At 43.9% G+C, this 24,725-nt stretch carries 18 protein-coding genes; 12 read left to right on the top strand and 6 right to left on the bottom strand.

From position 1 onward, the window contains the following. Positions 1–228: 228 nt before the first annotated feature. On the bottom strand, positions 229–1,011 hold the full coding sequence (locus ACQEXS_RS16885) for a hypothetical protein (protein ID WP_427014606.1): 783 nt from the start codon (positions 1,009–1,011) through the stop codon (positions 229–231). A 261-nt stretch (positions 1,012–1,272) separates the two neighbouring features. Here ACQEXS_RS16885 and ACQEXS_RS16880 point away from each other — a divergent pair, with 261 nt between their 5' ends. The 9 genes from ACQEXS_RS16880 (at position 1,273) to ACQEXS_RS16840 (ending at position 14,123) form a co-directional block, all read left to right on the top strand. Beyond that, positions 1,273–2,025, top strand: a complete 753-nt coding sequence (locus tag ACQEXS_RS16880; RefSeq protein ID WP_427014605.1) for a GntR family transcriptional regulator — start codon at positions 1,273–1,275, stop codon at positions 2,023–2,025. A 94-nt stretch (positions 2,026–2,119) separates the two neighbouring features. Continuing rightward, complete coding sequence (gene prpB / locus ACQEXS_RS16875; RefSeq protein WP_427014604.1) at positions 2,120–3,016, top strand: methylisocitrate lyase; 897 nt, start codon at positions 2,120–2,122, stop codon at positions 3,014–3,016. A gap of 130 nt (positions 3,017–3,146) precedes the next feature. Continuing rightward, the gene (gene prpC / locus ACQEXS_RS16870) at positions 3,147–4,289 is read left to right on the top strand and encodes a bifunctional 2-methylcitrate synthase/citrate synthase (protein WP_427014603.1); all 1,143 of its coding nucleotides are present in this window, start codon (positions 3,147–3,149) and stop codon (positions 4,287–4,289) included. Positions 4,290–4,422: 133 nt separating this feature from the next. Continuing rightward, positions 4,423–7,044 (top strand): Fe/S-dependent 2-methylisocitrate dehydratase AcnD, encoded by a 2,622-nt coding sequence (acnD, locus tag ACQEXS_RS16865; protein WP_427014602.1) that lies wholly within the window; start codon positions 4,423–4,425, stop codon positions 7,042–7,044. 23 nt (positions 7,045–7,067) lie between these two features. Next, a complete protein-coding gene (prpF, locus tag ACQEXS_RS16860) occupies positions 7,068–8,255 on the top strand; it encodes a 2-methylaconitate cis-trans isomerase PrpF (protein ID WP_427014601.1) in 1,188 nt (395 codons plus the stop codon). Positions 8,256–8,316: 61 nt separating this feature from the next. Then, the gene (locus ACQEXS_RS16855) at positions 8,317–10,197 is read left to right on the top strand and encodes a propionyl-CoA synthetase (protein WP_427014600.1); all 1,881 of its coding nucleotides are present in this window, start codon (positions 8,317–8,319) and stop codon (positions 10,195–10,197) included. Positions 10,198–10,557: 360 nt separating this feature from the next. Continuing rightward, a complete protein-coding gene (locus ACQEXS_RS16850) occupies positions 10,558–12,051 on the top strand; it encodes a trypsin-like serine protease (RefSeq protein WP_427014668.1) in 1,494 nt (497 codons plus the stop codon). Between the two features lie 150 nt (positions 12,052–12,201). Beyond that, positions 12,202–12,675 carry an N-acetyltransferase family protein gene (locus ACQEXS_RS16845; protein ID WP_427014599.1) on the top strand — a complete coding sequence of 158 codons (474 nt, stop codon included), beginning with the start codon at positions 12,202–12,204 and terminating at the stop codon, positions 12,673–12,675. A gap of 20 nt (positions 12,676–12,695) precedes the next feature. Continuing rightward, positions 12,696–14,123, top strand: a complete 1,428-nt coding sequence (locus tag ACQEXS_RS16840) for a bifunctional NUDIX hydrolase/phosphatase PAP2 family protein (protein WP_427014598.1) — start codon at positions 12,696–12,698, stop codon at positions 14,121–14,123. A 39-nt stretch (positions 14,124–14,162) separates the two neighbouring features. On the opposite strand, the gene ACQEXS_RS16835 is transcribed toward ACQEXS_RS16840, so the two are convergent. Continuing rightward, positions 14,163–15,803 (bottom strand): methyl-accepting chemotaxis protein, encoded by a 1,641-nt coding sequence (locus tag ACQEXS_RS16835; protein WP_427014597.1) that lies wholly within the window; start codon positions 15,801–15,803, stop codon positions 14,163–14,165. 329 nt (positions 15,804–16,132) lie between these two features. Between ACQEXS_RS16835 and queE the strand changes: the two genes are divergently transcribed. Continuing rightward, on the top strand, positions 16,133–16,783 hold the full coding sequence (gene queE / locus ACQEXS_RS16830; RefSeq protein ID WP_427014596.1) for a 7-carboxy-7-deazaguanine synthase QueE: 651 nt from the start codon (positions 16,133–16,135) through the stop codon (positions 16,781–16,783). Positions 16,784–16,794: 11 nt separating this feature from the next. After that, the gene (gene queC / locus ACQEXS_RS16825) at positions 16,795–17,490 is read left to right on the top strand and encodes a 7-cyano-7-deazaguanine synthase QueC (RefSeq protein ID WP_427014595.1); all 696 of its coding nucleotides are present in this window, start codon (positions 16,795–16,797) and stop codon (positions 17,488–17,490) included. Here queC and ACQEXS_RS16820 read toward each other — a convergent pair. From ACQEXS_RS16820 to ACQEXS_RS16805, 4 genes are all read right to left on the bottom strand, one after another. Next, positions 17,465–19,414, bottom strand: a complete 1,950-nt coding sequence (locus ACQEXS_RS16820) for a diguanylate cyclase (protein WP_427014594.1) — start codon at positions 19,412–19,414, stop codon at positions 17,465–17,467. The genes queC and ACQEXS_RS16820 overlap by 26 nt on opposite strands. Positions 19,415–19,559: 145 nt before the next feature. Next, positions 19,560–19,913 carry a DUF2750 domain-containing protein gene (locus ACQEXS_RS16815; RefSeq protein ID WP_427014593.1) on the bottom strand — a complete coding sequence of 118 codons (354 nt, stop codon included), beginning with the start codon at positions 19,911–19,913 and terminating at the stop codon, positions 19,560–19,562. 105 nt (positions 19,914–20,018) lie between these two features. Further along, entirely contained in the window at positions 20,019–20,639 is a 621-nt protein-coding gene (locus tag ACQEXS_RS16810; protein WP_427014592.1) for an OmpA family protein, read from the bottom strand. Between the two features lie 4 nt (positions 20,640–20,643). Beyond that, complete coding sequence (locus tag ACQEXS_RS16805) at positions 20,644–21,948, bottom strand: TolC family outer membrane protein (RefSeq protein WP_427014591.1); 1,305 nt, start codon at positions 21,946–21,948, stop codon at positions 20,644–20,646. 1,121 nt (positions 21,949–23,069) lie between these two features. On the opposite strand from ACQEXS_RS16805, the gene ACQEXS_RS16800 reads away from it, so the two are divergent. Next, positions 23,070–24,725: Ig-like domain-containing protein (locus ACQEXS_RS16800; RefSeq protein ID WP_427014590.1), on the top strand; the 1,656-nt coding region annotated here is incomplete at its 3' end.

The following is a 24,725-nucleotide window of genomic DNA, read 5'->3' as shown; positions in this document are numbered from 1 at the left end:
TCGGGATGGAGTAAGGAGAGTGTGATGTCGAACGCAAATACAAAGAAAACTAAGGAAACAACTACATACGAAGACAAACCTCAAAGTTGATCATCAAGTGTTTATCACGATGAACCAGAAAAGATCTTGATTGACTCTAGCTTGATGGTTCAGAGTCAATCTGTATTTATGTTTTCAAAATGGTTTTCTCTTTGCGTGTTAAAAACGCCTGCTTTATTTAGGTGCTTTTTAACGACTATCGACCAGTAAGAGTCTTGCGTTGTTGTAGGCAAAATCCATTGCCTTGATTTCATTTTGGTGTTCAAGAATATGGTCCACTGGTGGTAAAAATACAAAGAAAACCAGTGGTTCACGGTATAAGCGTTTCCAAGGTTGCTGAGATTCTGGTTTGTTATAACTATCTAAGAAAATGGTTAAAACCAAATCCCTTGGATTAACCTCGCTAGCAGGGAAGTACCCAGCTTCATGTACTGCTCCCCATACGCTAGTTAATGGTTTCTCAATTCCGGACTTTAAATATAGCTCGAACATATGTGGCTGCTGAGAGGATTCATAGTAGCTAGATAAGCGCTGTGTTAACCAAACTCCCTCAGTAAATGGTAGATAATCAAGATTATTTAAAACCACTTGATTGGACGCAGGACAAAGTTGAATGGTGTATGTTGGTTGTCGTGATGCATAGAGTTGACACGAAAACTCTTTCACAAGTTCTTGTAAAGAGCGATGAAACTCTTGGCTTTCCAATGCAATTTTTGATGAATCATCATAAGCCTCAGCAAAGACGACGGGCATCGACTGGTTAATCATATCAGTGGCAGTAAGTGAGACGAGACGATTGTTGACAATCGCACTTCGCAGCACGTTATTCGTCTCTTTTACAGTTAATTCTTCCTTTGAATAGGTGGCATCGGATAGAGAAGGGTAACGGTTTTCTTCTGTACTATCAGTAAATGCAATACAACCAGAAAGCAATGTCGTTATGGCTAAAAAGCCTAGTAGCTTGCTCTTCAATCTTGACCCTTAAATTAACTTTTGAATGATTGATCGTTAATGGTAGTGTCGTACGGTTTACATTGCTTAGGGATTTGTCACAAATATGAATCGTGATGGGTATTGGTTTTCGATGTTTTCTTATGAAATAAGAAAGAGTGAACTATACCTTAGTCTAAATTGTCGACAATATTCTTGATTGTCGACATTTTTATAGCCTATTTTATATTCAGTAGAGCAAATTGTAGACACTTTGGTGTCTTCTAAGCGAGTGCATTGAATATGAATACGGAACTAAAAACTCGTCATAAAGTAGTTGTTTCTGAAAAAGAGAATACAAAGTCAGAAACGCTAACAGAATCGTTAATTGAAGCGATCGTGGGTGGTGATATCAAGCCGGGAAGTAAAATCTCAGAACCTGAATTAGCCAAGAAATACCAAGTAAGTAGAGGTCCTTTACGTGAAGCCATGATGCGCCTAGAAGGACTTGGCTTGATTGAGCGCATTCCGCATGTTGGTGCTCGTGTTATTACTTTCTCTCCAGAAAAACTCATCGAATTATATTCAGTCCGCGAGGCATTAGAAGGCATGGCAGCAAGGCTCGCGGCTCGCCATATCACTCAAGAAGAGTTACTGAGCTTGGAAATGCTATTGTCGACACATTCCAAACACATCGACGAAGTTGAAGGAGCATCTTATTTCCACCAGCATGGTGATTTCGACTTCCACTATCGAATCATTCAAGCGAGCCGAAACAGCAAGCTAATCTCTTTGCTTTGTGACGAGTTGTATCACTTGCTGCGCATGTATCGTTACCAATCGCCACGTGCGCAATCTCGTCCTAATGAAGCACTCAACGAACACAAATTCATTCTGCAAGCGATTCGCAATCGTGATGAAGAGTTGGCAGAAATGCTGATGAGAAGGCACATCTCAGGCAGCCGAAAACTTATCGAATTACAGATTCTACATTCTGAAACTTTACCCGAAATAATTGGAGCTGCAGCGCGGCAACAAGACAATTCAGCCCTATGAGCATAGCTGTTCTATGTGATTAGGGTGAATTGGCGCAGTTAACAAAACTGCGGCTTCAAGTATGAAGGGTAAACAAGACTAGAAGGACATTGTCATGCGCTTATCTCCGGGGGCGAAGTTGAGACTCGCCATAGAGCAAAACAACCCGCTGCAGATCGTCGGCACCATTAACCCATACTGCGCCATGATGGCGAAAAACTTGGGTCACCAAGCTATCTATTTGTCGGGTGGCGGCATCGCCAACGCGTCTTACGGTTTGCCAGATCTTGGCATTACGACACTGAACGATGTTTTAGTAGATGTAGACCGCATCACCAACGCGTGTGATTTGCCGTTATTGGTTGATATCGATACGGGCTTTGGTGGTGCTTTTAACATTGCACGCACCATTAAAGCGATGGAAAAAGCGGGAGCGGCGGCAGTGCACATGGAAGACCAAGTGGCGCAGAAGCGCTGTGGTCATCGTCCAAACAAAGCGATTGTTAGCCAACAAGAAATGGTCGATCGAGTGAAAGCGGCGGTGGATGCACGTAATGACGAGAGCTTTGTCATTATGGCTCGCACTGATGCGTTGGCGGTGGAAGGCATGGACAGTGCGATTGAACGTGCGATTGCATGTGTGGAAGCTGGCGCAGACATGATCTTCCCAGAAGCCATGAATCAGCTAGACCAATATCAGCAGTTCTCAACAGCGCTAGAGCAAGCAACAGGGAAGCACGTGCCTATTCTTGCCAACATTACTGAGTTTGGACAAACGCCACTATACGGCTGTGAAGAGTTAGCCCAATCCAAAGTGGACATGGTTTTGTACCCATTGAGCGCATTCCGTGCGATGAACAAAGCTGCCGAGATGGTTTACAAACACTTGCTTGAAGTTGGCAACCAAGAAGCGTTGCTTGATTCAATGCAGACACGAAAAGAGTTGTATGAGCACCTTAATTACCACGACTACGAGAATAAGTTAGACAAGCTGTTTTCGGAGGGTAAATAAGGTCAACTAAGAAACAAACGGAAGCCCAAGACAAATACTATTTAAGAATCTCTAATCCAATAACGTGAAAATTGTCTGATTCAAAAGAGCCCATTAAGAGAGCCAAATCAGACAGAAAAGGAGTTCAACAATGCCTCATTCTGTAGAAAAGAAAGCTGAGATAGGTGGCGCAGGTCTACGCGGCCAAAGCGCTGGAAGCACAGCTTTATGCACTGTCGGTAAAACGGGGACAGGTCTAACGTATCGTGGTTACGATATTACGGACTTGGCAAATCATGCTCAATTTGAAGAAGTGGCGCATTTGCTGTTACGCGGTCACTTACCTAATCAACAAGAGCTAGACGCCTACAAGACACATCTATTGAGCCTGCGTGGCTTACCAGCGGAGCTTAAGCAAGCGTTAGAGCTGATTCCTGCTGACGCACATCCGATGGATGTTATGCGCACAGGTTGCTCTATGCTGGGTAACTTAGAGCAAGAAATGGACTTTGAACAACAGCTCCATGCTACTGAGCGAATGCTGGCGCTTTTCCCTGCGATCATCTGTTACTGGTATCGCTTCAGCCACGATGGCGTACGAATCAAAACTCACGATAACAGCGAAGACTGCATTGGCGGCTACTTCCTGAAACTGCTTACTGATAAAGCACCAAGTGAAACGCACAAAAAGGTGATGCACTGTTCTTTGATCCTTTATGCAGAGCATGAGTTTAATGCCTCAACATTTGCGGCGCGTGTGTGTGCTTCTACGCTTTCTGATCTTCATTCTTGTATCACAGCTGCTATCGGCACGCTACGTGGTCCACTTCATGGCGGTGCAAACGAAGCGGCGATGGAGATGATCCAAGACTGGCAAACGCCAGATGAGGCAGAAGCCAATATTCTGCAGATGCTAGAGAATAAAGACAAAATCATGGGCTTTGGTCATGCGATTTATCGCGAAAGTGATCCTCGTAATGCACTGATCAAGCGTTGGTCAGAAGCGTTATCGAAAGAGGTGGGTGACACACATCTTTACGCGGTCTCTGAGCGTGTGGAATCCGTCATGAAGCGCGAGAAAGGTCTGTTCTGTAATGCCGACTTCTTCCATGCTTCGGCTTACCACTTCATGGATATTCCAACCAAATTGTTTACGCCAATCTTTGTGATGAGCCGACTGACAGGTTGGGCGGCGCACGTGTATGAACAACGCGCGAACAACCGAATCATTCGCCCAAGTGCGGATTATACTGGACCGGATCATCAAGGCTGGGTGCCAATCGAACAACGCTAGCGCGTGACGCCTCTTTGTGAGTTTCATCTTGCATGGCATTCACAAGGGGCGTCTCTTTCACCGCGAATTCATTTCAAAAACAGTATCGCGGTGCGTTCTGGCACAAGATGTACACTAAAGCGGAAGCAAGCCCATGAGCATCACCACAAACATAAATACTCAATATCGTAAGCCGCTCCCGGGAACGCAACTCGATTATTTTGATACCCGAGAAGCAGTTAACGATATTTCTCCTGGAGCTTATGAAAAGCTCCCATACACCTCCCGCGTTTTAGCAGAGCAGTTGGTTCGTCGCTGCGACCCAAATACGCTCACTGAAAGCTTAAAACAGTTGATTGAGCGAAAGCGTGACCTTGATTTTCCTTGGTATCCGGCGCGCGTAGTTTGTCATGACATTCTTGGACAAACGGCATTAGTCGACCTCGCAGGTTTGCGTGATGCGATTGCCGAACAAGGCGGTGACCCAGCGAAAGTAAACCCTGTGGTTGAAACGCAATTGATTGTCGACCATTCACTGGCGGTTGAACACGCAGGCTTTGACCCAAAGGCGTTTGAGAAAAACCGCGCGATAGAAGAGCGTAGAAACGAAGACCGATTCCACTTTATCGAGTGGTGTAAGACGGCGTTTGAGAACGTCAGTGTTATTCCTGCGGGTAATGGCATTATGCACCAAATCAACTTGGAGAAGATGTCTCCAGTTGTGCAAGCCAAGCAAGGCATTGCTTACCCAGATACCTGTGTCGGCACGGACAGTCACACACCTCACGTTGATTCTCTTGGCGTTATTGCGATTGGTGTCGGCGGTTTAGAGGCGGAGACGGTTATGCTTGGTCGCCCGTCGATGATGCGTCTGCCGGACATTGTTGGCGTGAAGCTGACTGGTAAGCGCCAACCGGGTATTACCGCCACGGATATCGTACTAGCGATTACCGAGTTTCTGCGAAATGAACGCGTGGTTTCATCCTATCTCGAATTCTTTGGCGAAGGGGCGCGAGATCTAATTATTGGCGACCGCGCGACCATCTCAAACATGACGCCAGAATACGGCGCAACCGCTGGGATGTTCTACATTGATGAGCAGACTATTAATTACCTCAAACTGACAGGTCGCGATGATCAACAGGTCGACTTGGTTGAGAAGTACGCCAAGCAAACTGGTCTCTGGGCAGATGATTTAGACACGGCAGTTTATGAGCGCGTACTTGAGTTTGATTTGTCCCAAGTCGGGCGCAATTTGGCAGGTCCATCTAATCCTCATCGTCGTTTACCTACCGCAGAGCTCGCTGAACGTGGTGTTTCTGGCGAGTGGCAAGAGAAAGAAGGTGAACTTCCGGATGGCGCGGTGATCATCGCGGCAATTACTTCTTGTACCAACACCAGTAACCCAAGAAACGTTGTCGCAGCGGGTCTGGTCGCGAAGAAAGCGAATGAGCTTGGATTGGTGCGCAAACCTTGGGTGAAGTCTTCATTTGCTCCGGGTTCTAAAGTTGCTCGACTCTACCTTGAAGAATCTGGCTTACTCCCTGAATTGGAGAAGCTTGGTTTTGGTATCGTCGCTTATGCGTGTACAACCTGTAACGGCATGAGTGGCGCACTTGACCCGAAAATCCAACAAGAAATCATCGAGCGAGATCTGTATTCAACGGCGGTACTTTCTGGGAACCGCAACTTTGATGGTCGAATTCATCCTTACGCAAAACAAGCATTCTTAGCATCGCCACCTTTGGTCGTTGCATACGCGTTAGCCGGTACAATTCGTTTTGATATCGAACGTGATTCTTTGGGTACAGATAAAGACGGCAAGCCGGTTTATCTCAATGACTTGTGGCCAACGGATGAAGAAATTGATGCTGTGGTGGGTGAGTACGTTAAGCCAGAGCAATTTAATCAAGTCTACATTCAAATGTTTAAACTGAATGATGAGGCTCGTCACCCGAATCCACTCTACGATTGGCGTCCGATGAGTACGTATATCCGAAGACCTCCTTACTGGAAAAAAGAGGGGCAAAAAGAGGGGGAGGGAGCACTGGCTGGTGAGCGAACTCTGTCTTCAATGCGTCCTCTTGCCGTTTTAGGCGACAACATTACAACCGACCATTTGTCGCCATCGAACGCAATTTTGGCAAGCAGCGCCGCAGGTGAGTACCTCGCGAAGATGGGCGTGCCAGAAGAAGACTTTAACTCATACGCGACGCACCGAGGTGATCACTTAACCGCGCAGCGCGCCACTTTCGCTAACCCGAAACTGTTCAACGAAATGGTCAAGGAAAATGGCGAAGTCGTGCAAGGATCGCTGGCGAGAGTCGAACCTGAAGGCAAAGTGACACGCATGTGGGAAGCGATTGAGACTTACATGAATCGCAAGCAGCCGCTTATCGTGGTCGCGGGTGCGGATTATGGTCAAGGATCGTCGCGAGATTGGGCGGCGAAAGGCGTTCGCTTGGCGGGTGTAGAAGCCATTGTCGCTGAGGGGTTTGAGCGTATTCACCGTACAAACTTAGTTGGCATGGGTGTACTTCCTCTGCAATTTAAAGATGGCGTGAACCGAAAGACGCTCGAATTAGATGGCACTGAATTGTATGACGTTATCGGCGATATCACTCCAGGTGCTGATTTGGCGTTGGTGATTACCCGTGCAAATGGCGACAAGGTTGATGTGCCTGTGACTTGTCGACTCGATACCGAAGATGAAGTTCACGTGTACAAAGCGGGCGGTGTGTTACAGCGCTTTGCTCAAGACTTCCTCTCGCAATAGATAGCGCAATAACGGAGCAAGATATGGATAGCAAGATGCAAAGCCAAATCAAAGTCCCGGCGACTTACATGCGCGGCGGTACGAGTAAAGGTGTGTTCTTCAACCTTGAAGATTTGCCACAGCCCGCGCAAGTTGCAGGCGAGGCAAGAGACAAACTGCTACTTCGTGTGATTGGTAGCCCAGACCCGTATGCTAAACAAATTGATGGCATGGGCGGCGCGACTTCCAGCACCAGTAAAACTGTGATTGTGTCGCGCAGTCAGCGAGTCGATCACGACGTTGATTACCTGTTCGGACAAGTATCAATAGATAAGCCATTTGTCGATTGGAGTGGTAACTGTGGCAACCTTTCTGCTGCAGTCGGCCCTTTCGCCATTCATGCGGGGTTGATCGACGAAGATCGTATTCCTCAAAACGGCATCGTTACCGTTCGTGTATGGCAGGTAAATATTGGCAAAACCATATTGATTCATGTGCCAATCGTAAATGGTTTCGTTCAAGAAACAGGGGAGTTTGAGCTTGATGGTGTGACGTTCCCTGCGGCAGAAATCCAAGTTGATTTTGTCGACCCTGCTGATGGCGAAGGCAGCATGTTTCCAACCGGCAATCTAGTAGACGATTTGGTCGTACCGGATGTTGGGACTTTTAATGCCACCTTCATCAACGCTGGCATACCGACGATCTTCATTGATGCAGAAGCACTTGGCTACCAAGGCACTGAGCTTCAAAATGACATCAATAACGATGAATTTGCGCTCGCGAGGTTTGAGTCCATTCGTGCTCATGGCGCGTTAAAAATGGGGCTTATCGATTCGCTTGAAGAGGCTCAAACACGTCAACATACGCCTAAGATTGCGTTTGTTTCCCAGCCTAAATCCTATTTATCGTCAAGTGGTAAAACAGTAGAAGCAGGTGAGGTCGATATTCTCGTCCGAGCTTTATCTATGGGCAAGCTTCACCACGCCATGATAGGAACCGCAGCGGTCGCCATTGCCTCGGCGGCATGCGTCCCGGGGACTTTAGTCAACTTAGCGGCTGGTGGCGGAGAGAAAGAATCTGTGACGTTTGGGCATCCATCAGGAACGCTTAAGGTGGGGGCAAAAGCCAAACAAACAGAACAAGGTTGGGTGGTTGAGAAAGCCATCATGAGCCGCAGCGCGAGAATACTGATGGAGGGCTTTGTGCGTGTTCCCTCCAATGTCTTTGAATAACACAATTGCATGGTAGTGATACTCAAGAAAAGCAATGTCAGGACATACTGGAGGAAGCAATATGTCTGCATATCAAAAAGAATACCTTTGGGCACAAAATGAACCGGAAAACTTTTGGCGTGCTCAAGCTGAAAACATCGATTGGTTTGAAGCGCCAAATACCATCTTACAAGCTGACGAACATGGGATTGAACGTTGGTTTCCTGATGGCGTAATGAACACGTCATGGCTCGCGTTGGATTATCATTGCCAGCAAGGAAGAGGCGACAAAACCGCACTGATTTATGATTCGCCAGTGACGGGGCAAAAACAAACTTACAGTTATCAAGCTCTGCGTGACCAAGTGGCGAAAATTGCGGGCATGCTTTCTAATCAAGGCGTAACCAAAGGCGATCGTGTGGTCATCTACATGCCGATGATCCCAGAAGCAGCAATGGCAATGCTAGCGTGTGCTCGATTGGGCGCTATTCACTCGGTGGTGTTTGGCGGTTTTGCCCCGAATGAGCTCGCAGTTCGAATTGAAGATGCGGAACCCAAAGTCATCATGACGGCGTCTTGTGGCATCGAAATCAATAAGGTAATTCCATACAAACCCATGGTTGATAAAGCCATTATGGACAGCCGTTGGAAGCCAGAGAAAGTCTTTGTTCTTCAGCGCCCACAGTGCGAAGCAGATCTTAATCTTGAGCGTGATTTAGATTGGCAGCAAGAATACGCGCAAGCTTTGCCTCATGCGTGTGTCCCTGTGCTTGCGGCAGATCCTCTTTATATTCTCTATACCTCTGGCACAACAGGGAAACCAAAAGGCGTGGTGCGTGACAATGGTGGTCATGCCGTAGCGATGAAATATTCAATGACGTCGATTTATAACATTCCTCAAGATGGTGTGTTCTGGGCTGCATCGGATGTAGGGTGGGTCGTAGGTCACTCTTATATTGTGTACGCGCCGCTGATTCATGGTTGTACAACAATTCTATTCGAAGGCAAACCGGTGAGAACACCTGATCCGGGTGCATTTTGGCGTGTTTGTGACGAATACAAAGTGGATGTGCTTTTCTCCGCGCCAACCGCTTTCCGTGCAATTAAGAAAGAAGACCCAGAAGGCGAGTTCATTAAGCAATACGATTTGTCCAACCTCGACTCAATATTTATGGCAGGCGAACGCCTTGACCCACCAACGCTAGAATGGGTCGAAAGCAAAGCAGATAAGCCGGTCATTGACCATTGGTGGCAAACCGAGACTGGATGGGCCATCGCGGGAAATCCGACCGGTATCGAGATGATGCCGGTAAAAGCTGGGTCTGCTACCAAGCCGATTCCTGGCTATCAGGTCGAGATTCTGAACGAAATGGGCATGCCAGTAGGCGCAAATCAACAAGGTTTTGTGGCTTTGAAGCGCCCATTACCACCAAGCTGTCTACCGACTGTCTGGCGCAACCATGACCGCTTTGAAACTGGTTATCTAAGTCAATTTCCGGGTTACTACGTATCGGGAGATGGCGGTTACCTAGATGAAGAAGGTTACCTGTTTATCATGGGTCGTATTGATGACGTAATTAACGTCGCAGGTCACCGTCTGTCTACCGGCGAAATGGAAGAAATCGTTGGTGGTCACCCAGCGATTGCGGAATGTGCGGTGGTTGGAATCCACGACGAATTAAAAGGTCAGCTACCACTTGGGTTCGTGGTTCTTAAAGATGGTGTGAAGATTGACGATCTAACGCTAGAAGGCGAGCTAGTTGGAAAAGTACGCAACGAGATTGGCGCAGTAGCGTGCTTTAAACATGCGCTTGTTGTTGACCGTTTACCAAAGACTCGCTCGGGTAAGATCTTGCGAAGAACCATTCGTCAAATAGCCGATGGCGAGCAATACGTGGTGCCATCCACTATTGATGACCCAAGCAGCTTAGAAGAAATAGAAAAAGCACTTAACCGTGAATAAATACTAGTAAGAAGCCACTTAAACTGAGTGGCTTTTTTGATCCTAAAAGACGATGATGCTCACAACGATGTATATCAAGTTGTAAAAAAACTTAACCAGAATTTTTGATGAAGTTAGTTATTGATTTTATTGGTAAATCTGTGATGGCAATATAAGATCTGTTTGTATTTGTTGTCTGAATATCTTGTGTGTTTGTTTGTGCGTTCACATTATGAGTTTATTTTCATAATCTTTGCTTGGAAAAGACAGGTTATCTGCTTGATTAAAAGTTGACCGCAAAGGTCACCTATTAAAAAAGAGGATAATAAATTGAAATCAAAATGGACTATTTCTCTGTTGTCTGTTTCTGTCACATCAGGCATGGCTTTCGCAGAAGACATTACACAAATCGAATACACAGAAGTGGAACCAAGGATTGTAGGAGGGGGACCAGCTGCAGCACAAGATTGGAAATTTTACACCCAGATTGTGAGCCGCAGCAGCAACCGTTCCTATTGTGGTGCTAGTTATATCGGTAACGGATATGTTTTGACAGCGGCGCACTGTGTAGATGGAGATGCCCCTAGCCAGATAGCCGTTAAAATTGGTGGCGTAATTTACAATGGAACGGATGGAGTCCGTGAGAATGTGAGTGAAATACATGTTCATCCATCGTACAACAGCATTAACCTCGACAATGATATCGCTTTATTAAAACTTGCGTCGATCCCGCAAGGTGTTGTACCTGTTGAAATTGCAGATGGAAGCCTTAGTCAATATGCAATGGTGGGTGATTGGTTGACTGTGGCTGGCTTAGGCAGGACAAGTGAAGGTGGAAGCTCTCCGAGTGTTCTTCAAGAGGTCAATGTACCACTTATCTCTGATGCAACTTGCCGTCAAGCAGGAGGTAGTTATAACAACGTAGGTGCGGTGTCATTCTGTGCTGGCGTCCCTGAAGGCGGAATTGACTCATGCCAAGGTGACAGTGGTGGTCCGATAGTCATCAACCGTTCTGGCGTTATCACTCAACTCGGTATTGTCAGTTGGGGAATTGGTTGTGCTCGACCGGGTAAATATGGGGTATACAGTGACATTGCTGCCTTACGTAGTTTTGTGAATCAAGTAACGGGTTCTAACCCTCCATCAGAGACCGTTTCAGTTGGTTATACCGCCAACCAAACTTTAACGTCATTTAAAGTTGGCGAGCTTAAGCAACATGTCTTTACGGTTAAAAACAATGGAACTGCGAATTTTACGGTAGATAATATTTCATTAGTAGGATCAGGTGTTGCGTTGAATCCAATGATTGCACAAGATCGCTGTTCCATGACGACACTATCTTCGGGGGCACAATGTGGTGTTACAGTTGAGTTTGGAGCAAGTGCAGTGGGTACTGCAAACGTACAAATGAACTTTGGTATTGATAAAACGACCACCACTTACCGTGCAAACGTTTCAGCTACCGCAAATAGTGACCTGCCTCCAACGGGCAGTTGCCAGAATGAGTGGCTACCTTCACAGGTTTATCAGACAGGTGAACAAGTTAGCTGGAATGGTCAAACTTGGCAGGCTCAGTGGTGGACTCAAGGGGATAATCCTTCAGAATCCGGGCCATGGGGTGTTTGGCAAGCGGTGAGTCCATCTGACTGCAGTTCGACGACCACGCCACCACCTACTGAACCACCAACACCGCCGCCTACAGATGGTACAGCTTATCAAGCCGGGACTAGCTACTCCGAAGGAGATGTTGTCACTAATAATGGAAGCACTTATCAGTGTAAACCATGGCCTTATAGCTTGTGGTGTGGTTCGACCCCCAGTGCTTATGAGCCGGGAGTTGGTACCAATTGGCAAGACGCGTGGTTACAGCTTTAATGAAGAAATAAGTGCGCTTTGGATTTGAGACAGCCATTTAAATCGATGAATTCTTATATCTTTAGACACAAAAAAGCCCCAGTATAAGGGGCTTTTTTTTATAGCAATTGTTAATATAGCGAAAACTTTATTCGTAATACGAAGATAGATATGCCAAATGTCCAAGTGAGAGCGGCGAATACATCAGATTTAGAGCAGTTAAATGAGTTGATGTACTTGCTTCATGATGAACACCATCAATTTGAACCGGAACATTTTAAGACGGCTGAAGAGATCGAACAGGAGAAGAGTATTGCTCGGTATATCGACGGTCCCGACTGTGTTGTCTTTGTAGCAGAAGTGGAGAGCATCATTGTTGGATTTGTTACCGGGCATTTTTGTGAACTGGTCTCTACAGTAAGTAAACCTGTCCAAATGGGCAGTATTGATGAGTTGTATATTCTACCTTCGTATCGAAAGCAGAGTATTGCGAAAGAATTATGCCAGAAGATAGAGCGAAGATTTGCTGAGTATGGTGTAACTCAATTGTTTGTTGAGGTATGGAACTTCAACGAAAGAGCATTGAATTTTTATATGGAAGGTGGCTTTGCTCACCACATCCATTGGTTAAGAAAACCAATTTAAGTATTTAGTAAGTTGTATCAATGAGTTTATTTTTTAGAGCTTTTAATTTTCTAGTTACTGCAATCATTATCAGCAGTGCAATGCCGGCGATAGCCAACACAACAAATACCCCCGAACTTAAAGGTGCATTATGTCTTGTTAAGGCAAATGATAAGCTCGTTATGGTCAACGAGATCTTAACAGGCAAGTTATCCCTGCCTGGTGGCACCATCATTACAGGTGAGGAACCAGAACTCACTGCGCAGCGAGAAACATGGGAGGAGACGGGTCTCGTTGTAACAGTGAAAGAACCACTTGGTTATACCAGAAATGCGATAGTTTATGATTGCATATCGGATTCAGACGTGGTGGCGTATCAATATAACAATGTTTACGACGGCTATGAGTTACCTATTTGGTTTGCGCCTCATTATGGGGTTGAGTCTGCGTCAGCAATGTTGGTTGAGCCAGACTTACTAAGCGCCGATTTATACCGCTACCCACGAGAGTGGAGTACGGTTACGTCATTATTTGAAAAAGCGGAAGACCAATCCGTCACATTTGTGAACAACCTTGTTGAAGCCGCGCCTTCATTCAATCAAGTTGAGCTGGGTTGGATGATTGAACTCCAGCACTTTATGTCAAACTTACCCAATGAGGTAGGGAATGTTCTAAGTAGCTTTCTATTAGCGGGTGAATTTCTTTCTGCGCCTAAGATGTTGCTTATCGTGTTGCCTTTGGTGTATTGGCGGTTTGGTAGAGAGTTTTTCTATACTCTGCTTTTCTCAATTAGTGTGACTTCATTATTGGTGTTAGTCGCTCAGCAAGGCTTTCATCTTCCTCGGCCTCATGTTTACCTTCCATCCGTGGATTTAATCAGTAGCTATGGGTATAGTTTTCCGAGCCTACCTGTTGCAGCTTGGTTCTGTGGCGGCTTTTTGATATTGAATATCTGGGGAAGGCTTCAATTCAATCGATACGTAACAGGCTTTTTAATCATGATGGCGTGGATGTGTAGTGCTAAGTTTTATAGCGCTAGCGCATTTGGAATTGATATGTTGGTCGGTGCATTGTTAGGTATTTTAGTTGCGTGGCATGTCATTAGGTTAGATGGTAAAAAAGAGGTCGAAGCTTCAAAATTGCTTGCATCTAAAGGTATTTGGATTGCGTTAACTGTGGCAGCAGCAGTCATGGTAACCGTTTGGAGTATTCCCGTATTTACCCTTTGGTTAGCTATTTTGGCTACGATCGCCGGGTTATTGTTCGCAGTACCTCATTTCGGCACCGTGCATTCTGCAAGGCATGTGACGTTTATTATCCTCGTACTGTTACTCGTTAATGAGCTAATCAAATATAGTGCGGGGTACGTGAGCTACAGTGGTTTATACTCATTGATTGCAGAAGCATTAAGGTACCCACTACTATTATTAACGTTTGCAGTTATTGTTAGGAAGTCTCAGCGAGCTTAAAAAAAACGCCTCATCTAGAGGCGTTTTTTTATCGGCTTTTTAAGCGACTTTAAATTGTGATACTTGATGTTCAAGTGTTTCGCACTGCTTCGCTAAATCGATAAGTACGTTTTCACTCTGGCTGACCATATTAACCATGTCGCTGCTGTTATCAGCAATGCGTTGGACGTTGGTATTAACGTCTTCACTAACACTGGTTTGTTGGGTTGCAGCTGTTGCTATTTGTGAGTTCATATCGTTCATTAAGCTAATAGCATTAAGGATTTCATTGAGAGAAGTCATCGCACTGCCAGATTGTTCGATGGTTTGCTCGCCACTGACTTTACTTGCTTCCATTACACGTACAGCTTGTTGAGCTCCTTGTTGTAACTTCTCAATCATATTTTGAATTTCACCCGTACTTTCCTGTGTACGGCTGGCTAAAGAGCGAACTTCGTCAGCAACCACGGCAAAACCGCGGCCCTGCTCACCAGCACGGGCTGCTTCAATTGCTGCATTCAAAGCAAGCAGGTTGGTTTGTTCTGCAATACCGCGGATTACATCAAGAATAGATGCGATATTGTTTACATCTTGATCCAGCGTATGGATTACTTGACTCGCATTATCAATGTCTTGAGCGAGAGCACTGATGGAAGAGACGGTCGAGTTGACGACTTCGCTTGTCATTCGAACTTCATGATTTGCACTTTGGCTAGCAACTGCTGCGTCATTGGCATTACTGCTGACGGTTTGGCTGGTTACCTGCATTTCATGCACTGCTGCTGCAACGAGCTCACTCTCTTGTTGTTGCTGCTCAGTAAAAGAAGAGATTGATCCCGAAATCTCTTTCATTTGTTCCATTTGTTGACGAACTGTTTGAGTGGTAAGAACAACACTTTCGATCGTCATTTGGATCTTTTGAACGAATTGGTTGAATGCTTTTGCTAAATGGCCAATTTCGTCTTGAGAAGTTACTGGGATCCGTTGGGTTAGGTCGCCATCACCTGAAGCGATTTCACTCATCGCAGATTCAATATCCTTAATAGGCTTAACGATGATATTAACAAGGAACCAAGCAGTAAAAATAGCAAGTGCGACGACTGAAATTGTACCGCCTTCAAGCGCTAACTCTGCTCGTTCAGAAGCATTGTTTATGTCTTTAAGCATCTTGCTCTGTCTATCTTCAATGATGTCCTTGACGACGTTGAGCTGCTTACGAACGGCACCAAACTGGTCTTCAAATACCTGTTTGTTTGCGTGGTAGTAATCCGCCTGATTGCTATTAGGTAAAGAGATAAAAGTTTCGTAGCTATTTAGCCAAGTTTTAGCAAGTGATACTAGCTTATCGACTTCTGCTTGGGAGCGACTACTGAGTAAGCCAGTTTGAATTAGAGAATTTACAGATTCCATACGTGGAATGGCTTTATAAGCATTGTCTTTATATTCAAAAAGGTGGTGTTCGCGCTCTTCTGGTGAACTCGCCAATACCAGACCTTGAATCGCAGACGTAGCTTGATACAAATCCCTGTATGCATCTTCAATATTAAAGATGATAGGCTGGATCTCCTGATGCAGTTGATGGGTTAGTTCACGCTGTATGTTTGTTTGAAATACATTGAACATTGAACTTGCTGAAAAAAGGAAAATGATGAGAAGAATTGGTGACGATATTTTCCATTTGATTGGCATGTTTTTAAGCATTTAGTTAATACCTTTATTTATTGCAATGGTGCCAAAGTATTATCTATGAAATTAGTACTAAATGTTTATGATCTTGCACGTAAATACATGTTTTTACGACAAAAGTCATTTGTCGTAACCATATCTGTTTGTAGTTATTATAGATTTATTGGAACGGTGTTCTCATTGTTTTGGGGAGATGTTACTGCGTTGTAATTAACTAAGCTGACGAGAAGAACAGTGTTTTTACTATCAATAAATTTGACGTTCTAGTTGGAGTCATTTAAGGTCTCGTTCCTGCAAATTTTGAAGATAGCTTGGGTTGGGCAACGTTGTACAAAATTAATGAAATGTTCGAGACCATTCAGGGAGAAGGGGTGTTTACTGGCGTGCCGGCTGTGTTCGTCCGTTTACAAGAATGCCCTGTGGGCTGCGCATGGTGTGACACCAAGCAAACATGGGATGCGACTCCTCAAGACGAACGTTCCGTTGAAGAAGTTCTCACTAAGACGACTGATACACCTACATGGTGTCGTATGAGCGCTGAAGATATCGTCGAACAATATCGTCAATTCGGTTTTAATGCTAATCACATTGTTATTACAGGTGGAGAGCCTTGCATATACGATTTGCGTGCTCTAACGTCCGCATTCGAAGCGATAGGTTGCTATTGTCAAATCGAAACCAGTGGTACCTATGAAATTCAGGCAACAGATTCAACGTGGGTGACAGTGTCACCTAAGGTGGCAATGAAAGGTAAGTTGCCTGTTTTGGATATTGCGCTTCAACGAGCAAATGAAATAAAACACCCAGTAGCAACAGATAAAGACATCGAGCAGTTAGACGCGCTTATACAGCGTGCTAATGTTTCTGAAAAGACGACGATCGCTTTACAACCTATTAGCCAAAAGCCTCGTGCAACGCAGTTGTGTATTGATACATGCATAAAGCGAAACTGGCGTTTGTCCATCCAAACTCACAAGTATTTGAGCATCGCTTAGGAGAAAGAAAAATGTCAACGGCGGTAGTAGTTTTCAGCGGTGGTCAGGACTCGACCACATGCTTGGTTCAGGCCTTAAAACAGTATGATGAAGTACACGCGATTACTTTTGATTATGGACAGCGCCATAAGTTGGAAATCGAAGTTGCACAAAAGTTAGCGACGAAACTTGGTGTAAAGGCACACAAAGTAATGGATGTGGGTCTGTTAAACGAGCTTGCTATCAGTTCATTGACGAGAGATGACATTCCGGTATCTCATGAGCTTCAAGAGAATGGTCTTCCAAATTCATTTGTTCCAGGGCGCAATATTTTATTCCTTACTTTAGCAGGTATTTACGCCTATCAAATCGGTGCCGACTCTGTGATTACAGGTGTGTGTGAAACTGACTTTTCAGGATACCCAGATTGTCGTGATGACTTTGTTAAAGCGATGAATTCTGCTTTAGTTAAAGGGATGGATAGGGAACTAACGATTAAAACACCATTGATGTGGTTAAACAAAGCTGAAACTTGGGCTTTAGCCGATCAGAATGATGCGTTGCAGTTGGTTAGAGAGGAAACATTAACCTGCTACAACGGCATCATCGGAGATGGGTGTGGTGATTGCCCTGCGTGCGACCTTCGTTCGAACGGTCTTCAAGATTATCTGGATAATCGTGAAGCTTTGATGGATAGCCTAACTAGAAAACAGAAGCAGAATGACTAATAGGGTTGTTATCTGCATCGATAATTGTGTTTTTCCCATTCTTTTTCGCTTGGCATAGTGCTTGATCAAGAATGGAATAGAGTACGTCGAAGTTACTCAATGCTCTTGGTGTTGTTAAGTAAGACAAGCTAGCCGTGACATTGAGTGACTTGCCAGTCTCTGATGTAAAGCATGTGTTTGCAATGATATGGTGCAAACGTTCCACCCGTTCTACTACCTCGATTTCATCGATTCCCGGTATCAATACAATAAACTCTTCACCACCGAAGCGGCCAAGCATATCTAGTGAGCTCAATTCAGTGTTGATCGATTCAGATATTACTTGTAGGGCTTTATCTCCAGTAGAGTGACCATATAAGTCATTAATGTTTTTGAAATCATCCAGATCAAACAAAACTAAGAGATGTGTTTGGTTTGCGTCAGACACTTTCTGTTGTTTCTTTATATGCCTGATTGCCGCTGTGCGGTTGTATGAGTGTGTTAATGCATCCAATTTGAAATGTGCATTCTCTCTTCGTCGGATCGCCACCAAAGCTGCGATACAGAGTAATGAGACAATAAACAAGAACAAATAAAACTTGTTTAGCTTGTCTGCATTGCCTAATTTATTATCCAGAATGATGTTCTGCGCTTCTAAACGGCTTATTTCAAGGTTTTCAGTAAATTGTGTGCGTTCTGATTCTAATGCTAGAAAAGCAAGGTTATGGTGATTGTCTCGACGGAGCAGCTCTGACTTAGCAAAATCTTTATAATATTTGAGCGCTTGTACATGATCGCCTTTTTGTTCCGAAATATTAGAGAGCAATTCCAGTGTCTGTGCTTCCAGCCGTTCTATGTGATTAGATTGAGCGATTTTGTATGCTTGATTCGCATAAGAACTTGCAGTAGTTAGCTCAGCACGTGCTTGGTATGAGCGTGCTAAGGCCATGTAGATATCTACTTTAACTTCTGCATTGTCTTGTATTAGTGCATTTTCTAGCGCATCTAGCAGGTATTCAACGCCTTGACTGAACTGTTGATTTGCGATGTATGCCTTTCCAAGTCCTAACAATACATAGGTGAGGCCTATAGGGTGGTTATGCGTTTCAACAATAGCCTTAGCTTGTTCGAAGTGGTAAATAGCCAGCTCATATTGACCATCCGAGAGCATGATATCACCAAGGCTGTGGTGGGACTGAGCCATAGGTAATGGAGTACCGATGGCTCTGCGTAGCGTTAGCGCATGAGCGAGATATTCTTTAGCAAGCTCTATTCGACCAAGTGTCTTTAACAGTAAACCTGCATCGTTGTATATACCTGATGGATCTTCATAAGATGGCAGGTTTTTAATAATAGTTTGATACGTTTCAATAGCCTGCTGGTAGTTGCCAATATACTCTTGGTTATTGGCGTATACTCGCAATGCCAAATGTCGTGGCACGATAGGGTCGTTGACCAGAGTTAAGTGTTGATTCAGATTATTACAGTAAAACTGAGCTTGTTTAGATTTTCCTTGTCGATTAAGCAGTCGGCACAAGTGGTATTCAAATAAAATCTTGCCATCTATGTCACTGGCTGATTGCAACAAGGCAGTGAGCGCTTGTTTGGCTTCACTAATATTCAGTTGCTCTTCGTTATTCAGTGCTTCGATGAAGCTTTGCTCCAGCGTGGTATATGATTCGTCATAAACTAGCTTATTGCCGTAATAAGGTTGTCCTCTCACCAACATAAAGCTATGGATTTTTGAGCTGATGTAGAGTTTTTCATAGCCTGGTGCTAAGGATGCGTAATGGCTTTGTAGCAGTGAGAGAGCGTTGTGCTCATCAATACGTAAGGCAGCAGCATAAGTTTCTTCCCAGTGAGTTCGTCCACTAGCACTGATGTACGGGGTAAAACCAATAGTGATAAGGTTAAAAACCAATAAAGTAGTAAAACGGAGAAACATATAAATTTGAAGTGCTTACTGATATTGCGATGTATTGTAAAGGAGAGAGCATGGAAGCAATAAGAGAATATTGTGTACGCTGTACTGAATGTGAGCTACTTCGCGAATACTAAAGCGCCCTTAAAGAAGGGCGCTTGTTAATGAATTAGTCTAGGTACATTTTTGCAAGATCTGAAGGTTCCACTTCTTTCCCTTCAAGCTGAGCATTCCAGTTTGTACCAACTAAGACGCCATCTTCATCCAATGTTAGAAGCCAGTCTTCAACAAAAATGTCCAGTGGGATCTCCAGTACGTTAAAATCTGCCCACTCTTCTATATTGTGTGTTTCTGCATCTTCTTTAGAAGACCAAAAAGGCATAACTTCGCTATTTTCAAACTCAGTAGAGTCGCAAGATAACCAACCCTCTTCATTTCTTAAACCCCAGACTAATTGGTTTTGCTTTGTCTCTTCAACAAACAATGCTAGGTTTGCTTGTAAATCAGCAGTTAATTTGCTCATGTTTTCTGTCTCTAAAGTTAAATCAGGCATAGAGTAACACTTAGTGTTTCTCTCTGGAAACAAATAAAGGGGGCAATGCCCCCTTTATTTTCTCTTAAATAACGGTTATTTCGCTTTCTTCGTAAAGATAGTCCATTCTTCTTTTACGCTGCCTTTGTGGCCAACGACAGTTGCAGTAACCTTGCGGTTCATAGCATGGCTGACTTCGTCATCTCCTTGCTCTGATAACTTGGTATCACCAAAGCCCACAATTCGAACTCTAGAGCTACTGATGCCATTACCGATGAGCGTAGCCTTAACAGCATTTGCGCGGCGCTTAGAAAGAGCAAGGTTGTACTCCGCGGTACCTACTTTGCTAGCAAAGCCTTGAATTTCAATAGAGGTTGAAGGGTATTCTTTTAAGAAATCCACCATTTCTCTGATTTGACCAAGAAAGACTGGTTGGATTTCTGAAGAGTCATTGGCAAATAGAATATGCAGTTTGACTTCTTCTTCGGTTTTTATATAGGTGCCACAACCATCATTATCAATCTCTGCTTTTAATGGCGTTTCAGGACAAAGATCGCGAGCGTTAATCACACCATCTCGATCATCATCTTGGAGATCCGCTATTTGGTTGGAGGTTGGTGTTTCAATATACTCGTATTCATCATCGAATTTATCTGCAAATACTGGAGCAGACAGCAAAGATACTAATGTTGTAAAAGTGAAAAGTTTCTTATTCATTTAATTAGTACTCCACCGGCTTTGACCAATTTTCAGGGGTATCCACAAGCAACGCATCTAACAGACCACCAGTTGCATTCATAACACGATATTTCGCATATTGCTCATCGTATTTTGCATCAAGGTAGCCTTTGCGAGCTTCGAACAACTCATTTTCAGTGTTGAGTAAATCAAGGAGAGTTCGTTTGCCTAACTTGTATTGCTTTTCATAGGCAATAACGGTCTCAGATGCCGAGTCTACATGGTCAGCTAAAAACTCTTTCTGTTGGTGAGTTAAATCTAACGCGCTCCAAGATAAACGTAGGCCTTCTTCTACACTACGGAATGTTCTGTCGCGAAAGTCCTTTGCTTTATTAAGTTGGTATGCAGCACTCTTACTACGATCTGCATCTGATCCACCATTGTACAAGTTATAACGCATGCGTAGCATTGCTGTTAACTCGTCACTGCGACCTTCAATACCTGTGGCATCATCACGCCATGTTTGAGCGGCTTCAATTGAAAGTGTAGGGTAGTTTACCCCTTTACTTTGATCATACTGAAAGCGAGCAGAATCAACGTCTGCGTGAGATATTTTGATCACAGGGTGGCGTTCAAAGGCTAGTGTAAGCGCGTCGTCAACACTGTATGGAATCGCATTTTGATCAGCTCGAGGGAAAATGAGCCCTTGAGGCGCTTGTCCTACAATACGTTTAAATTGGGTATGGACGTCGAAAAGGTTATTTTGAGCCGCAAGGAGGTTTCCGTGTGCTTTGGCTAATCGAGCTTCAACTTGAGAAAGGTCAGCGGTTGAACCTAAACCTGAGTCTACACGTCTTTTAATGTCTTTAAATATCTCTTTGTGAACAGCAAGATTACTCTCCGATAAGGACAGTACTTCGTATGCTTTTGTTGCATCGAGATAGATTTTAGTAACTTGAAGTGCAATGTCTTGAGCATCTGCTAATAGTTGGTAACGAACGGATTCGGCGTCTGCGGCGGTTCTATCCATATCGTTTAATGTGGCAGAACCATCCCAAATCAATTGGGTTAGTGACAAGGTAGCTTCTTTTCGGGTTAGTTCAGTATCTGAACCGTTAACTGGATCTATTGCTTCATAACCAATGCCTGCATCCAAATCAACCTTAGGTAAGTACGCCCCAGTTGACGCATCAGCGTCGTACCTTTTACTTATAAACTCATTGTATGAGGCACGTATCTCAGGGTTACTATTAATTGTATAAGCGACTGCTTGTTCTAAAGTTTGGCTATATGCCGGCAGGCAAAGAGCAACTAAGCAGCTTAACGTTATCTGCTTTTTCAAATTCACTTTGTCTCTCCTCGAGATTCTCCAAGACAGAAAATACTACCTCCTATTCCATCTCATTACTGAGAATTTTCATTAACTTCATCAATAAATTCTATTTTAAATCACGGTTTGTCTTATTGATTTTAATGATTCCTGAATCCGTAACGCTTTTAAAACTGGCTTTTGCCAATTTATTTTCATGGTTTTATTACTGTTTAACGGTGATTATCAATCATTAAACTTTGTGATGTTCATCCAGTTTAATAACTGTTCACTACTTCACGTTGTGTTAATTGAATGTGATATCTGTTCATTAAATTGCTTCAAATAACATTATTCAAGCGTTGTTGGTTTACGGAATCTCATTCGTTGTTAGGTCTTTTGATTTAATGCAATTTTGACTAGTTAAAAGCTTTTTATGGTTTCAAGAGTGGTGCTTTGGTTTTGTCTTTATGGGTTTTGAGTACGTCATGCTAATTACTATGAGTAGAGGTGAACTTTTTTATAGCGAGTGTTTTTAAACATTTGGTTTGTCTCAAATCAAGCAAGCTTATGAGTCAAACCCTATCGAAAGTTTTGAGTCCGTGCGCGTTATATACCCATTCGAAGTAGATCACACAACGTAGTCAGTCTTGTTTTTCCACAGTGAGAGAATTGTTAAGTGTTTTGAAGCAGCTAATTGATAGCGCTCAGAGGAGTATTGTAGTGTTGTAATTTTGTGTGAGTGGTTCTTTTGTTTGTGTCTTGATGGTAGGGAACTAGAAATGTTGATAAATTTCCCATTTTCTTGAATTTGAGAATAATTGTTAAAAATATCAACATTATTTTGTCTTTTCGTTTTTTATTAATGCTTATTTTTTCTATATTTGCTTCTTTATTATGTAAGGGAATTAAGAAAGTTTTCTTTCTTTATTGTTGATTTTATTGGGATTTGTTCTCATTTTGGAAGCTTTAATGTAAGGTTGGTTATGTATTTCAAATATGTATTTTTATCATATTGATTGCACGGAAGTGTTAACTGTATGCAAAAAATACCTTTGAGTGTCATGTTAAGGGTGTTAATTTATAAATAGGATAAATGTTTTATTCCAAAACTTTATTATCAAATTAGTTGAAGTTAATAAGGTCATCTAGAGGTTGTTATGAAACTTGATACTTTGGTTTTGTCGGGAAGCCTGGCGAATATAAACGTAGTAATAATAAATGCTACAGGTGAAATACGAGTCTTTAGAGAAGGAGACTCCCTTTTACCTGGAGAGGTGATTCTATATCCTAATGGAGAAACTGAAGAAGCATCAGTGTTGTCAGTAGCTCGTGTTGATAATGCTAATGAACCTCAAAATATTACTGATGATGTGAATGTGATACTCGCGGCATTAGAACGGGGCCAAGACTCCACATTACTAGATGGAGAGCTAGCTCCAGCTGCAGGTGGACAAAGCGGTTCGAGCTTAACCTTGTCAGGGACAGTAAGTCGTGATGGAAGTGAAACTATTGCATCGACCAATTTTGTTACCGAAGGTTTCGCATCATTAGGCCTATCAGAAACACAAAGCCTGACTTTACTTGACCAGTTTCGTCTAGCGCAATTACCCCCAGAGTTTGTTGATATTAATGACTCTCCGCTAGGGGAAAGCATCACTGTTTCGACCGACGAAGATACTTCTATCAGTGGTCAATTGATCGCAACCGATGTCAATGATGATGAATTAACATTTAGCACGGCTACGCCTCCCTCTAATGGTCAGGTGACAGTGAACCCTGACGGCAGTTGGACTTATACACCAGATGAAGATTTTGATGGCAATGACTCATTTACGGTTGTCGTTACAGACGGTGAAGGAGGCAGCGACGAAATAGAAGTTATCGTTGTTGTAAATCCGATACCTGAAATTTCTGTCACTGGTGGTGGCAATGTGAGTGAAGGCGATGATGCCGTCTTCACGATTGAATTTGATAAACCATCAAACCAAGACACAACTTTAAAGCTTGATATTACGCCAACAACTGCTGAGTCAGACGATATTGGCAATATCATTGTTACGACAGATACTGGTATTCAATTAACCGTAGCACCCGATGGGACAGTCGTTGTACCCGCTGGGGTAACCAACCTCAATGTAAATGTAGAAACCGTACAAGATGATACATATGAAGGGGATGAGTCCTTTATCTTAACGGTTGATGCTGTCGATGGACTTGTTAATTCGGAAAATACTGATGCTGACGCGACCATCACTGATGGTGGTGAGAACGGCGGTAATGATGATCGCCCAACTGTCTCAATCACAGAGACGGTATCTGTCAGCGAAGGCGATGATGCGGTCTTTACCGTGAGTTTGTCACAAGCGGCGGATACCGATGTGACGGTCAACCTGGCAAGCCAGACTGGCTCAGCAAGCAGCGACGACTTTGGCACCATGGTGGTGACTACCGCTGATGGCACGGTGGTGAATCCAAATACAGATGGCAGCTACACCATTCCAGCGGGTCAAACGAACCTAACAGTCACTATCCCAACCACGGATGACACCGTATTCGAAGGTAACGAAGACTTTACGGTTACCGCAACAGCGGGCGACGGCACGGTGGGTAGTGATACGGGCATGGCGACCATCACTGATGGTGGTGAGAACGGCGGTAATGATGACCGTCCAAGCATTAGCATCACGGAAACCGTTTCTGTGAGCGAAGGCGATGACGCAGTCTTTACTGTGAGCCTGTCACAAGCGGCAGATACGGATGTCACGGTCAATCTTGCAAGCCAAACGGGTAGTGCAGAGGCTGATGACTTTGGC

This window comes from Vibrio sp. TRT 17S01 (genome assembly GCF_050113695.1).
Taxonomy (GTDB): domain Bacteria; phylum Pseudomonadota; class Gammaproteobacteria; order Enterobacterales; family Vibrionaceae; genus Vibrio.
Note: the sequence above shows the minus strand (reverse complement) of the source record. Positions and strands in the feature narration are given on the sequence as shown.